Annotated in this window: 14 protein-coding genes; 5 read left to right on the top strand and 9 right to left on the bottom strand. The window is 56.3% G+C overall.

The genetic code is table 11. The features are described from left to right. Entirely contained in the window at nucleotides 1-648 is a 648-nt protein-coding gene (locus SIC15_RS10355; RefSeq protein ID WP_305966914.1) for a multidrug transporter, read from the top strand. Between the two features lie 65 nt (nucleotides 649-713). Here SIC15_RS10355 and SIC15_RS10350 read toward each other — a convergent pair whose 3' ends face one another. Further along, nucleotides 714-1,028 (bottom strand): SCP2 sterol-binding domain-containing protein, encoded by a 315-nt coding sequence (locus SIC15_RS10350; RefSeq protein ID WP_136629577.1) that lies wholly within the window; start codon nucleotides 1,026-1,028, stop codon nucleotides 714-716. Nucleotides 1,029-1,259: 231 nt separating this feature from the next. On the opposite strand from SIC15_RS10350, the gene sohB reads away from it, so the two are divergent. Together sohB and SIC15_RS10340 are read left to right on the top strand one after the other, a co-directional pair. Then, nucleotides 1,260-2,321: a protease SohB gene (gene sohB, locus SIC15_RS10345; protein ID WP_153633493.1), complete on the top strand. Its 1,062-nt coding sequence runs from the start codon at nucleotides 1,260-1,262 to the stop codon at nucleotides 2,319-2,321. A 23-nt stretch (nucleotides 2,322-2,344) separates the two neighbouring features. Then, nucleotides 2,345-3,343, top strand: a complete 999-nt coding sequence (locus SIC15_RS10340) for a YhdH/YhfP family quinone oxidoreductase (protein ID WP_153633492.1) — start codon at nucleotides 2,345-2,347, stop codon at nucleotides 3,341-3,343. 50 nt (nucleotides 3,344-3,393) lie between these two features. On the opposite strand, the gene SIC15_RS10335 is transcribed toward SIC15_RS10340, so the two are convergent. The 4 genes from SIC15_RS10335 to metH all read right to left on the bottom strand — a co-directional run bounded on the left by SIC15_RS10335 (nucleotide 3,394) and on the right by metH (nucleotide 9,875). After that, complete coding sequence (locus tag SIC15_RS10335; RefSeq protein WP_153633491.1) at nucleotides 3,394-3,900, bottom strand: DUF934 domain-containing protein; 507 nt, start codon at nucleotides 3,898-3,900, stop codon at nucleotides 3,394-3,396. Beyond that, complete coding sequence (locus SIC15_RS10330) at nucleotides 3,893-5,545, bottom strand: nitrite/sulfite reductase (RefSeq protein WP_069183570.1); 1,653 nt, start codon at nucleotides 5,543-5,545, stop codon at nucleotides 3,893-3,895. Before SIC15_RS10330 ends, SIC15_RS10335 begins: the two co-directional genes overlap by 8 nt. A 361-nt stretch (nucleotides 5,546-5,906) precedes the next feature. Next, a complete protein-coding gene (locus SIC15_RS10325) occupies nucleotides 5,907-6,143 on the bottom strand; it encodes a DUF2970 domain-containing protein (RefSeq protein ID WP_153633490.1) in 237 nt (78 codons plus the stop codon). Nucleotides 6,144-6,176: 33 nt separating this feature from the next. Then, nucleotides 6,177-9,875: a methionine synthase gene (gene metH, locus SIC15_RS10320; protein ID WP_412535787.1), complete on the bottom strand. Its 3,699-nt coding sequence runs from the start codon at nucleotides 9,873-9,875 to the stop codon at nucleotides 6,177-6,179. A 232-nt stretch (nucleotides 9,876-10,107) separates the two neighbouring features. Here metH and nfuA point away from each other — a divergent pair, with 232 nt between their 5' ends. Next, on the top strand, nucleotides 10,108-10,695 hold the full coding sequence (gene nfuA / locus SIC15_RS10315) for a Fe-S biogenesis protein NfuA (protein WP_069183573.1): 588 nt from the start codon (nucleotides 10,108-10,110) through the stop codon (nucleotides 10,693-10,695). Nucleotides 10,696-10,921: 226 nt separating this feature from the next. Further along, nucleotides 10,922-12,115, top strand: a complete 1,194-nt coding sequence (locus tag SIC15_RS10310) for a hypothetical protein (RefSeq protein WP_209397254.1) — start codon at nucleotides 10,922-10,924, stop codon at nucleotides 12,113-12,115. 14 nt (nucleotides 12,116-12,129) lie between these two features. On the opposite strand, the gene SIC15_RS10305 is transcribed toward SIC15_RS10310, so the two are convergent. The 4 genes from SIC15_RS10305 to tusD are packed head-to-tail and all read right to left on the bottom strand — an operon-like array spanning nucleotide 12,130 to nucleotide 13,514. Next, nucleotides 12,130-12,456, bottom strand: coding sequence for a TusE/DsrC/DsvC family sulfur relay protein (locus SIC15_RS10305; protein ID WP_069183574.1), 327 nt, complete (start codon nucleotides 12,454-12,456; stop codon nucleotides 12,130-12,132). 3 nt (nucleotides 12,457-12,459) lie between these two features. Continuing rightward, a complete protein-coding gene (gene tusB / locus SIC15_RS10300) occupies nucleotides 12,460-12,741 on the bottom strand; it encodes a sulfurtransferase complex subunit TusB (protein WP_136632245.1) in 282 nt (93 codons plus the stop codon). A gap of 3 nt (nucleotides 12,742-12,744) precedes the next feature. Beyond that, entirely contained in the window at nucleotides 12,745-13,095 is a 351-nt protein-coding gene (locus SIC15_RS10295) for a DsrE family protein (RefSeq protein ID WP_412535786.1), read from the bottom strand. Between the two features lie 2 nt (nucleotides 13,096-13,097). Further along, nucleotides 13,098-13,514, bottom strand: a complete 417-nt coding sequence (gene tusD, locus SIC15_RS10290) for a sulfurtransferase complex subunit TusD (protein WP_412535785.1) — start codon at nucleotides 13,512-13,514, stop codon at nucleotides 13,098-13,100. Nucleotides 13,515-13,522 lie beyond the last annotated feature (8 nt).

The raw sequence follows: 13,522 nt of genomic DNA, 5'->3' as shown, positions 1-13,522 counted from the left end.
ATGTCCCATACGCTCGCGACCATTGTCCTTGCCGCTGCAGGCGCGGTGATGGTTATCGCAGGCCTGCTGTTTTTCAGACACCCCGGATGGCTGTTGACCTGGCTGAAGGGTACGGTGGTATTCGGCGTTATCCTTGCCGGGCTTTACGTCCTTGTTATTGCGGTAAACCTCACCAGCTACCAATCGCTGGTCGGCATGCAGACCGTGGCAACCATTTCTACCCAACGACAGGCCGAGCAAATCTGGGAGGTTTCTCTCCAGGGCCAGAGTGACATAGCCGCCATACGGACACTTCAGGGCGACCAGTGGCAGATCGATGCCAGGATTATTCGGTTTACCGGCCCGTTCCGATGGCTGGATATTGCTCCCGGCTATCGGCTGGAACGATTGAGCGGGCGTTACACGTCTCTTGAGCAGGAGCGGTCTGCGCCAAGAACAGCCGTGGGGCTTTCCGAGGACATCTGGCCGGATCTATGGCAGTGGGATCAGCAGTACAACTTGCCGTTTCTGGAGGCGGTGGACGGCAGCATGACTTTCATGCCAATGCGGGATGAGGCTGTTTTCGAGGTTAAACTTTCCGCCTCGGGATTGGTGGCCGTTCCGGTGAACGATCAGGCGAGGGCAGCCGTCCAGTTCTGGAACCAGTAGAATCCCGGGGTACAAAAAAACCTGCGTCGAAACGCAGGTTTTTTTACAACACTTGCCGGGGACAATCAGCCCATCTTGAACAGTTCGCCCAGCTTGGTTGCCAGCATCATGTCGCCTTCGGCGCGCAGCTGGCCTGCCATGAATGCCTGCATGCCGTCGGTCTCGCCGGAAACGATGCCGTGCAGGGTTTCGGAATTCATGATCAGGGTGACGGAAGGGTCGTCATGGGCGCCTTCGTGCATCTTGCAGGTGCCGTCATTGATGACCAGGTGATAGGTTTTGTCGTCTTCGATGTCGAACTGGAATACCAGGTCCAGGCCTTGAGCTGCGTCTGCGTTGAAATTCTGTTCGAGTTGTTCAAATACCTGAGCTACAGACATTGTTTTACCCTTTTGATGGTTGTCTAGTCATGATCACGACGGCTTGATGTCCCTGGCTGCACGAGCCTGATCGGTTGCCCGGGTAGAGCCGACCTCGCAATCCGACTTTATGGTTAGTGGTCCGGTCTGTCAAGATCGATCGAACGCTTGTTTTAATTTTTTTGCTCTCCTTATCACCATAAATTCGGTAAGTTACACTCTTGCCTTTGTACATTCAGTTGGAGAAGCACTTTGGAGTTCCTGACAGAATACGGTTTGTTTTTGGCCAAGATCGTTACCTTCGTGGTGGCGGCTCTGGTGGTGATCTCTGTCGTCATGTCCGCCGCCCAAAAGGATCGGGGTGATCATGAGGGCGAGGGAGAGCTCAAGATCCGGAAGCTCAATGAGAAATACGAGAAACTGCGTGAAACGATTCAATCCCGGCTGATGTCGGATCAACAACGCAAGCTCTTCCAGAAGGCCCGGAAGAAAGAACAGAAGGCCGAAAAAAAGGCGGCCAAGGCCAAGAAAGATAGCGACGAGCATGAGGACAGTCGCGGCCGAGTTTACGTTCTCGATTTCGATGGCGATATCAAGGCAAGCGACACCGATCCGCTTCGCCGCGCCATTACCGCCGTACTGAGCATCGCCGATCCGGAAAAGGACGAAGTTGTTATCCGCCTGGAAAGCGGTGGCGGACTGGTTCATTCGTATGGTCTGGCTGCCGCCCAGCTGGATCGCATTCGAAGCAAGGGCGTACGCCTCACCGCCTGCGTTGACAAGGTCGCGGCCAGCGGTGGCTACATGATGGCCTGTGTGGCCGACCGGATTGTGGCATCCCCGTTTGCCATACTTGGCTCCATTGGCGTGGTTGCCCAGCTCCCGAACTTCCACCGTTTCCTGAAGAAAAACGATGTGGACTTCGAAGTGCTGACTGCCGGCGAGCACAAGCGAACCATGACCATTTTCGGTGAAAACACCGATAAAGGCCGTCAGAAATTCCTGGAAGACCTTGAAGACACCCACGGTCTGTTCAAGGAATATGTCAGCGAACGACGGCCTGACCTGGATATCGCTGCAGTTGCCAATGGCGATATCTGGTTTGGCAAGCGGGCCCTGGAGGTAAAGCTGATCGATGAGATCAAAACCTCCGACGAATATCTCATTGAAGCCTGCGACCGCGCAGACGTAGTCTCAGTGGCATACCAGCGCAAACGGAGCCTTCCGGAAAAGCTCGGATTGGCAACCAGTGCGGCGCTTGAACACACGATCTGGAAAGTACTGGGCGCCTTCCGCAACCAGAAGTTCCAGTAGACCACTGAAAACGGGGAACAACGATGACAACCAATACCGAATTCAAAGCCTGGCGTGTCGAAGAGCAGAACGGAGAGTATGTCGGCGCCGAGAAAACCCTGAGCACCGGTGATCTGCCCGATGGCGAGGTCCTGATCCGGGTCAGCCACTCCTCGCTCAACTACAAGGATGCGCTGTCCGCGTCCGGCAACAAGGGAGTCACCCGTTCTTTCCCTCACACCCCGGGTATCGACGCCGCCGGTGAGGTCGTTGAGTCAGCTACGGGAACGCCGTCTAACGGCAGTCCCGTTATCGTAACGGGCTATGACCTGGGCATGAACACCGACGGTGGCTTTGGCGAATACATCCGCGTTCCTGCCGCCTGGTGCGTCCCCATGCCTGCCGGTTGGAACGCCCGCACCGCCATGATCTATGGCACCGCCGGTCTCACCGCAGGCCTCTGTGTCCAGAAGCTTCTGACCATGGGTGCCAAACCGGAGCAGGGTAAGGTTGCCGTTTCAGGTGCCTCCGGTGCCGTTGGCACCGTTGCCGTTGAGCTGCTTTCCAAACTCGGGTTCGAGGTCGTCGCCATCAGTGGTAAGGCCGAGCACGCGGATGATCTCAAGGCCCTGGGTGCCAGCGAAGTGGTGGGTCGTGAGACCCTGGCAGAAGAAAAGAAACCTCTGGTCAAACCTGCGTTTGCCAACGCGGTGGATACGGTCGGTGGCGGCCCGCTGGCCGAACTGCTCAAACAGATTCAGCCTGGCGGCTCCGTATCCTGCTGTGGCCTTGTCGCGGGACCCGGTCTTCAGACCACGGTACTTCCGTTTATCCTGCGTGGCGTGAATCTGCTGGGTGTGGATTCGGTAGAGATTCCGCTGGCGGAGAAAGAAGCCGTTTGGAAGAAATTCGCAGGGGAGTGGGCGTGTCCTAAAACGGAAGCTTCAGCCAGAGATATTGGCCGGAAGGATCTGGATGGCGCATTGAAGGCGTTTCTAAAAGGTGAGTCGTCCGGGAAGATTGTTCTGGATCACGCCAAGTAATTGGGAGTGAAGAGAGGGGTGAACCCCTCTCTTCATTCTTCCGATCTAAATCAGGAGGCCCGACGGCGGAAGAGAGGCATGTCGGTGTCGGTGGCGGCCTGATAACCCTGGCTGAAGAAGTTCAGGCACCGTGCGGCTTTGTTGATGTCCTTGTCAGCTCGAAGCACATAGGCGTCAAAACCGCAGCGCTTCATGAACTGCAGCTGATCCAATAGCACGTCGCCGATGGCACGCAATTCGTTCACGTAGCCAAAGCGTTCCCGCAGCAAACGGCCAATGCTGTAACCCCGGCCATCACTGAACTTCGGGAAGTTCACCGCAATCACCGGCAGCTCATTGACGTGGCCATTCAGGATCTCCGGCTCGTCGTGGCTGTCAAACCACACGCCGATATCCTGTCTGCCGGTGAAATGCTCGTAACCGGCCAGCCACAGATCCGCCGGGATCAATGCCGGCTGGTCAGCCGGGATGTCCAGTGATTCACCCTCAGCCGGGCGGGGAACCACAACCCAGTTGTCCTGACGGATGCTGCCGTCCGGAGAAATAACGTTAGGCATATACCCGCTCCTTGAAAGGATCAATTCCGACACGACGATAAGTATCCAGGAAGGTCTCTTCTTCCGTGCGCTTATCAACGTAGACATCAATGATCTTGGAAATCACCTTGGGCATCTCGTCCCGGGCGAATGACGGCCCCAGGATCTTGCCAATCGAGGCGTCGTGGTGGGACGAACCGCCAAGGCTGATCTGGTAGAACTCTTCACCCTTCTTGTCGACGCCAAGAACACCGATATTGCCGACATGGTGGTGGCCGCAGGCATTCATGCAGCCGGAGATGTTCAGATCAATGTTGCCCAGGTCGTACAGGTAGTCCAGATCATCGAACTGCCGCTGGATGGCTTCGGCCACAGGGATGGACTTGGCATTAGCCAGCGCGCAGTAGTCGCCGCCGGGGCAGCAGATGACGTCCGTCAGGGTGTTCAGGTTCGCGGTGCCGAAGCCCATCGGAGTAATGGCCTGCCACAACTCTAAAAGGCGATCCTGGCGCACATCTGCCAGCACCACATTCTGCTGGTGGGTGACCCGAACTTCGCCAAAACTGAACTCGTCCGCCAGATCGGCAATCTGCTCCAGTTGTTTGTCGCTGACATCTCCCGGAGGTGTACCGGTCTTTTTCATGGTCAGGGTGACAATGGCGTAGCCCGGCTTTTTGTGGGTGTCCACATTGTGGGTCAGCCACTGATCGAAGCCCCGATTCTCAAAGCGCTGGCTGGCCAGCAGGTCTGTGGCATTATCCAGTGCCGCGTAATCCGGCTCGGTAAAGTAAGCCTGGATGCGTTGAATCGCCTCCGGTGTCAGCCGGGTAGGGGAATCCTTGATGTGCTGCCACTCGGCTTCCACCTTCTCGGCGAAGCCTTCGGGAGTGAGCGCCTTCACCAGAATCTTGATCCGGGCCTTGAACTTGTTGTCCCGCCGGCCATACCGGTTGTAGACGCGCAGCACGGCTTCCAGGTAGGTCAGCAAGTCCAGTTCCGGAAGGAACTCACGGATAACCGGGCCAACCATGGGTGTCCGACCCAGGCCGCCACCAACATGAACACGGAAGCCGAGTTCGCCAGCCTCATTACGCGCCATCTGCAAGCCGATATCGTGCACCTGGATGGCGGCGCGATCGGTATGCTCGGACGCATTCACGGCAACCTTGAACTTTCGCGGCAGGAAGGCGAATTCCGGGTGAAAGGTGGACCACTGTCGAATGATTTCGCAGTAGGGGCGCGGATCCGCAATTTCATCGGACTGAACACCGGAGAACTGGTCTGTGGTGGTGTTACGAATGCAGTTGCCGCTGGTCTGGTTGGCATGCATTTCCACCTCGGCGAGTTCCGCAAGAATATCCGGAACGTCTTCCAGCGCCGGCCAGTTAAGCTGAACGTTCTGGCGGGTGGTGAAGTGCGCATAGCCTTTATCGTAGTCCCGGGTAATCCGGGCAAGTCTACGAAGCTGGTCCGAACGCATCATGCCGTAGGGAACACAGATCCTGAGCATGGGGGCAAGACGCTGAACGTACAGGCCGTTCTGCAGGCGAAGGGGAAGAAACTCGTCTTCTGCCAACTCACCGGCCAGAGCCCTTTCGGTCTGGTCACGGAACTGGGCAACCCTCTCGGCGGCCATTTGCCGATCGTGTTCATCGTATACGTACATAGTGGGAAGATCCTGCTTGAAAGCGACATATCGAGGCCGACGGCCTTATATCTGGGGGGAAGGATAACAGCGGGTTTATATTCTTAAAATAATTATTTCAAAATATGTTTATCGATTCAGGCGATAAGCAAGCGGAACAATGGACTGGACGAATATCAATTAACTGCTTAACTTAACAAAGGCAGCCGGGCCGATGTGCCGGGCTGTGTGAAAACAAGAAAAACACGAGACCCAACTCGGAAAGAGGAACAGACATGAAAAAGACCGTACGCTCAGATAGTCAGGCCGATGCCGTTGCCGCCGTTCTGCTGGTGGTGCTTGCCGTTGCGTTCGCCGTTGTCTGGGTGGCTGGCCAGTAATCTTACTGGCTCGCCAGGACCAGATTCACGATAACGATCAGGCCAACCACAAAGCTGGCTGTGAACAGAATGCCGGCGATGATATAGGGCCAGGGGCTATGGCTTGAGAAGTCCTCTTCCCGGCGCTTGTCGGACTGTACCCCGAAAGCGCCGGCCAGAATGCTTTGCATGACTTTTAAAACGCTAGGCCCGCGCTGCTTCTCTTGATCCTTTCTTTCTGCCTTTGAAGTCTCCGTCATACATCCGCCCCTGGTCTGTGCGTTGGCCGAAGTTTATTCTGCCGGATCGTAGGCCAGGCTTGGCGCTAGCCAGCGCTCTGCTTCGGCCTTGGAAATGCCTTTGCGTTCAGCATAGTCCTCAACCTGGTCAACGCCAATTTTGCCTACTGCAAAGTACTTGGATTCCGGATGTGCAAAGTACCAGCCGGATACGGCCGCAGTCGGGAACATGGCGAAATGTTCAGTCAGCTCAATACCTGCCGTGTCAGTGGCTTCAAGCAGGTTGAACAGGGTTGCCTTTTCGGTGTGATCCGGGCACGCCGGATAGCCCGGTGCAGGCCGTATCCCGCGGTACCTTTCCTTGATCAGGTCTTCATTGGCCAGCTTTTCATCGGCCGCGTAGCCCCAGAACTCCTGTCGGACCCGTTCGTGCATGCGTTCTGCGAACGCTTCCGCCAGACGGTCGGCCAACGCCTTCACCATAATGGCGTTGTAATCATCGTTGGCGTCTTTGAATTCCAGTGAGAACTCTTCCGCGCCAATGCCTGTGGTCACAGCGAAACCACCCACGTAGTCCAAAGTACCGGAGCCCTCAGGCGCAACGAAATCAGACAGTGCCATCATGGGTTTGCCGGGTGCCTTTTCATCCTGCTGACGGAGGTGGTGCAGGGTGGTCAGCTCCTCTCCGCACGACTCGTCTGCGTACAGAACAATATCGTCGCCCCGACGGTTGGCTGGCCAGAAACCAATAACGCCACGGGCCTGGACCCGTTTTTCGTCAATCATCCGGTGAAGAATCTTCTGGGCATCGTCGAACAGATGACGAGCCGCCTCGCCGCGTTTCGGATCATCAAAGATGGCCGGGTACTTGCCGGAAATGTCCCAGGACAGGAAGAACGGTGTCCAGTCGATGTAATCCACCAGCTCAGTGAGGTCATATTCCTCAAATACCCGGATACCGGTGAATGCCGGCCTGGGAGGCTGGTAGCCTTCGAAGGAGATTTCCGGCGCGCGGTCGCGGGCTTCTTTCAAAGACACCAGCTTGGTCCGGTCGCCGCGGTTTTTCCGGCGTTCACGAATCTCGTCGTATTCGGTGCGGGCCGCTTCGACAAATTCCGGCTTTGCAGTCTTGCTGAGAAGCTGGGATGCCACGTTCACGCAGCGGGATGCATCCGACACATACAGGGCAATGTCATTTTTGTATTGGGGCTCGATTTTCACCGCTGTGTGAGCCTTCGATGTTGTCGCACCGCCGATCATCAACGGGATGTTGAAATCCAGCCGTTGCATCTCACGGGCCACGTGGACCATCTCGTCCAGGGACGGCGTGATCAAGCCGCTCAGGCCAATAAGGTCGACATCATGCTCTTTGGCGGCGGCAAGGATCTTGTCGCAGGGCACCATCACGCCTAGGTCAATCACCTCGTAGTTGTTGCACTGGAGCACAACGCCCACGATGTTCTTCCCAATGTCATGGACATCGCCCTTCACCGTGGCCATGAGGATCTTGCCCTTGGCTTTCTGGTCTTCGGTTTTTTCTGCCTCAATGTAGGGAATCAGGTGCGCGACGGCCTGCTTCATCACTCGGGCGCTCTTGACCACCTGGGGCAGGAACATCTTGCCGTCGCCGAAGAGATCACCGACCACGTTCATGCCGTCCATGAGCGGGCCTTCGATTACCTCGATGGGGTGGCTGGCGTTTAAGCGACAGGCTTCGGTGTCCTCGACGATATAGGTTGTAATCCCTTTCACCAGGGCGTGTTCGAGGCGTTTTTCGACAGACCATTCACGCCAGGCGAGGTCTTCTTCCTGGGTTTTGCCGCCTTTACCTTTGAAGCGTTCGGCAATCTCGAGCAGGCGGTCGGTGGCATCATCGCGCCGGTTCAGGACAACGTCTTCTACCAGCTCCTTGAGCTCCGGATCAATTTCATCATAGATCACCAGCTGGCCGGGGTTCACGATACCCATGTTCATGCCGGCCTTGATGGCGTGATACAGGAACACCGAGTGGATGGCTTCCCGGACCACGTCATTGCCCCGGAACGAGAAAGAAACGTTGCTCACGCCGCCGGAAATCGAAGCGTGGGGCAGGTTTTCCCGGATCCAGCGGGTGGCGTTGATGAAGTCCACCGCGTAGTTGTTGTGCTCTTCGATGCCGGTGGCAATGGCGAAGATGTTGGGGTCGAAGATGATATCCGCCGGGTTGAAGCCAATACTGGTCAGTACATCATAAGAGCGTTTGCAGATTTCTGTCTTGCGCTCGTAGGTGTCGGCCTGGCCCTGTTCGTCAAAGGCCATCACCACCACTGCGGCGCCATAGCGCATGCAGTCCCTGGCCCGCTTTATGAACTCTTCTTCGCCTTCCTTGAGACTGATGGAATTCACCACGGCCTTGCCCTGGATGCAGCGCAGGCCTGCTTCGATCACATCCCACTTGGAGGAGTCGATCATGATCGGTACCCGCGAGATATCCGGCTCGGAGGCAACCAGGTTCAGGAAGGTAACCATCACCTCCTTGGACTCCAGCATGCCCTCATCCATATTGATATCGATGATCTGTGCACCGTTCTCAACCTGGTCCCGGGCAACGCTGAGAGCTTCTTCGTACTGTTCTTCCTTGATCAGACGCAGGAAACGCTTGGACCCGGTGACGTTGGTTCGCTCCCCCACGTTAATGAACAGAACATTGTCGTCCCCGGTAAACGGCTCGAGGCCAGACAGGCGTAACGCCTTCGGGCGTTCGGGAATCTTCCGGGGTGGGTATTTGGCCACCGCCTGGGCAATCGCTTCAATGTGGTCCGGTCGCGAACCGCAGCAGCCGCCGATGATGTTCAGGAAGCCATCACGGGCAAAGCCTTCGATAATCTCGGCCATTTCCTCGGGGGTCTGGTCGTATTCGCCAAACTCGTTGGGAAGACCGGCGTTCGGGTGCGCGCTGACGTAGGTTTCAGCCTTGTCAGATAGCTCCTCCACGTACGGACGTAAAGCGTCTGCACCCAGCGCACAGTTAAGGCCTACTGAAATAGGTTTGGCGTGTGCTACCGAGTTCCAGAAGGCTTCGGTGGTCTGGCCGGAAAGGGTCCGACCGGAGGCATCGGTGATGGTGCCGGAAATCATGATCGGCAGGGTGATGCCACTGTCCTCAAAGTATTGCTGCGTGGCGTAGATCGCCGCCTTGGCGTTCAGGGTGTCGAATATGGTTTCGATCAGGATGAGGTCGCAACCACCCTCGGCCAGTCCTTCGACAGCTTCATAATAGTTGTCGACCAGGGTCTGAAAATCGACGTTCCGGTAGCCCGGGTTGTTCACGTCCGGTGAAATGGACGCGGTGCGCGATGTGGGCCCGACGGCGCCAGCCACAAAACGGGGCTTGTCCGGATTTTTGGCGGTGTATTCGTCTGCAATCTCACGGGCCAGCCTGGCAGCGGCCACGTTCAGTTCCTTGGCAATTGCCTCCAGTCCGTAATCTGCCTGGGACAGTTGGGTGGAGTTAAAGGTGTTGGTTTCGATAATATCTGCGCCGGCATCCAGGTAATCCGCATGAATATTGCGGAGCAGGGCAGGCTGGGTCAGGTTCAGAAGATCATTGTTACCCTGGACTTCCCGATCATAGTCGGCAAACCGATCACCACGGAACGCCTTCTCGTCCAGCTTGAGATTCTGGATCATGGTGCCCATGCCGCCATCAAGGATCACAATGCGTTCCTGCAGGGCCTTATGGAGCTGGTCGAGACGGGTGGTGCGATCGGTCATAGAAGTACTTCCGGATGTCGTTAATAACGCAGTATTAATGTCAATGGCGCGGGATCATAGCAAAAATGCCTGAGTCCGTCTTAGTACGAATGACGATTATCAACTGCCTTCTGCAAATACCTGCCAATACGGGAAATTGATTATCGTCGTAAAGCCCGACTATTTTACTTGGTCTTTCATGTTCCCGCGAACTCCCTTAAAATAAACTCAAACTTTCAAACGGGTTGAAAACATGGCTCAGGTTACTGTGACAGATCCCGCACGGGACTATCTTGCACAACTTATCGAAAAACAGGATGTGGAAGGCATGGGTGTGCGTATATTCGTTACCCAGCCCGGCACCAAGAACGCCGAGACCTGTCTGGCCTACTGCCCACCCAACGAAGTTGTACCGACGGATGAGCAGGTGGATCTGGACAAGTTCATCCTTTATCTGGACCACAATTCCGTTCCGTTCCTTGAAGAAGCGTACGTGGATTACTCCAAAGACCAGATGGGTGGCCAGCTCACCATCAAGGCACCGAACGCAAAGGTGCCGAAGATTGATGACGATGCGCCGCTTCCGGACCGGGTGAATTACATTCTGGCTTCCGAAATCAATCCCAACTTGGCAGCCCATGGCGGCGAGGTGTCTCTGGTAGAGATCGTTGACGAATCAGTGGCGGTGTTGCGTTTTGGTGGCGGCTGCCAGGGTTGCTCTGCAGTTAGTCTGACCCTTAAACAGGGCGTAGAGACCACCCTTCGGGAGCGTGTTCCGGAAATCACTGCCGTAAGGGATGTGACCGACCACTCTTACACTGAAAACGCCTACTACCAGTAAGCGCCAAGGTCTTTTCTTTCCTGTGGACCGCGCCCTCCGGGCGCGGCGCCCACTCAAGACTGCCGCAGTACCCTCATCCCCCTGGCTACACGGCCAATGTTGTGACATTTCAATTACTTCATCATTCGTCACATACACGGAAACATCAGGCATGTACCATCCTGGCTGCCTGTTAACAGCATTATCACCGGCTTGAACGGATTACACTCTTACACCGGGGTCAAACTTGTACGACGTTGCGCTTCTGTCTGTGCCACTCATGGCGGCCGTTGTTGGTTGGCTGACCAACTGGCTTGCCATCCAGATGTCCTTTTACCCGGTTCAATTCATCGGCGTGGGCCTGGTGGGCTGGCAGGGGGTTATTCCCCGCAAGGCGGAAAAGATGGCGCACATCTGCATCGACAGGACCCTCCAGCAGTTCGGCGATCTCAACGCCGTCTATCAGAAGCTCGAACCCCAGCGCATCGTTGAGCAGGTTGTTTCCCAGGTCACACCCAGAATGGATGAGTACATTGATGAAGTCATGTACGAGATTCAGCCGGTCCTCTGGGACAATCTACCCCTGTTTCTGAGGAATCGGATTTACCAGTGGGCACGGGAGCAATTGCCGTCCCGGGTGGAGGAGCTGGTCGAGGACTTTGGCGATGATCTGGATGAGCTGGTGGATCTCAAGGCGTTGCTCAGCCGGGAACTGGAGAAGCACCCGGATATGATGAACCGGATCTTCCAGCAAGCCGGGGCGGTGGAACTCCAGTCCGTGATCAACCGTGGCGCGATTATCGGCGGCATCCTCGGGGCAGTCCTCGTGCCTTTGTGGACCCATTATCCAGAACCCTGGCTGTTGCCCCTCGGGGGCTTTGTGGTCGGGTTCGTAACCAACTGGATTGCGATCAACCTGATCTTCTCCCCGCTCAGGCCGCGCCGGTTTCTGTTCTGGAAAATCCAGGGACTGTTTCTGCGCAGGCAACCAGAGATCAGCGATGTCTGGGCAAAGTTGGTGGCCGAAGAACTGATCACGGTTGAGAAAGTTGCCGATGCCATGATCAATGGCAGTCAGGGCGACAGGACCCGGGCAATCATCCAGAAACATCTTCGCCCCTTGCTGGACAATTCCGTCATCATGAAACTGACAGCGCAGGTGACCATGGGCATGACGGGTTACACCGAACTGCAACGGGTGATGAACCAGAAGGCGGTTCTGGCCACTGGAGATGTCTTTAGCGACCCCGCGTTTAACCGGGAGAGGGCGCCGGTGGTGGCGGAAGTGTTGTCGGGGCAGATGAAGGCACTGAAACCGGATGAATTCCAGGACATTCTTCGCCCGGCGTTCAGGGAAGAGGAACTCCAACTGATGCTCGTGGGCGGTATTTTCGGTGCCCTGGCAGGGCTGCTTCAGTTCCTATCCTTTGTCGGTATGTGAGCTGCTGCGCGGCGCTACAGGCAATTGGTGGGGCGGGGAAGCCCGGCTATCCGGCAGGCGGTCTTGGCTGGGGTTCCGGGAAACAGTTGCATCAGATAAATGCTGTTGCCCCTGTCCTCGCCCAAGGCCTCTTTGACCGCTTTCACGAACAGGCGGTTCGAGGGTGGCGATATTTCATGTTCCTTATAAAAAGACCGCAAAAACTCTATGATTTCCCAATGTTTTTCGGTCAACTCCATTCCGTCCTCAGCGGCTATGGTAGCCGCGACATCTTCCGTCCAGTCTCGGGCGTCTTCAAGAAAACCTTCGTTATTTCGTTCCGGCATTGTGGTATTGGTCATGGCTTACCAACTGATTACCCGTTGTGCTTGAACTGACAGCGAAACCATCTCCGCGTAATCCACAGCGCTGACGTTACCTGCCAGATTGGCCAGTCCCCGGGCATCGAGGTCCTGCGTGAGTGCAAATACCCTGCTGATCCCAGGCAGATTATCCGTTGCAAGAAGTAGAACGCCCCCGCCGATCAGCAAGAGGCAATCCTCCTCAGCGACCATCTCAAGGCAGCGGGTTGCACGCGGGTGGTCCGGAGACTTGTTCAGAATGTGCAATGTCTGGATGGCAGTCATGGATCAACCTGCGAAAGCGGTGTGGTCATAGGCGGCAAGTAGGGCGGCGTCTGCATCTACCAGAGTTACGCCCTCAATGAGCGAGTTCTCATCCAGTCCGTAGGTGCGGCATGCGGCGCGATCCGCCAGGATGGCTTCTATACCGAAAATAGGCGCAGCCGCGAGATTCTTGTCCACTGACTTCTGGCCAATGCCTTCGGCTTCCTGGCCCTTTTTTAACCAGTTGACGCCAGCTCCGGTGAATAGGAGTGACGCCGCTTGGTCAAAAGCTGCCAGCGAAAACGCCATATCCAGTGCTTCCCGCCCGCTCCAGGTGCCGTAAGGAGCCTGGTCAATCATGATCAGAGTGCTCACGGTCAGTCTCCAGCGTGAAAGTAGAGAGTTCGGGTGGACTTTATCCGTCCTTCGACCCATTCGCCGAGCCCTGCAATTCCAAACGGGGCGCGCAGATTGGATGCGGGCAACTCGTAGCGTTTCTGCTCGGTTTCGTTTACCAGCCCACGACGCAGCGCAGAGCTAATGCAGGCAACACCGGGAATGCTGTGCTCGGTGAGAAACTGCGACCACGCCTCGGGCCAGTGGGTTTCGTCCGATGGCGGTGCGCTCAGTGCTGACGCAAGATGCACGCCATCACCGTAGAGAAAAACCCGGTCAATGCGATGGCCAGCGTCTACCGCCGCCTGCGCAAACCCAAGGGCGGTCTGGGGCGCCTGGGAAGAGTAGGGCGCGCCGGTAATTACCAGGGTGAAGCTTTCAGAAGCAGTTTCGGCCATATTTCCTG

The sequence above is a fragment of the Marinobacter sp. MIT932201 genome (assembly GCF_047123295.1).
GTDB lineage: Bacteria > Pseudomonadota > Gammaproteobacteria > Pseudomonadales > Oleiphilaceae > Marinobacter > Marinobacter salsuginis.
This window is presented reverse-complemented; position numbering and strand designations above follow the sequence as displayed.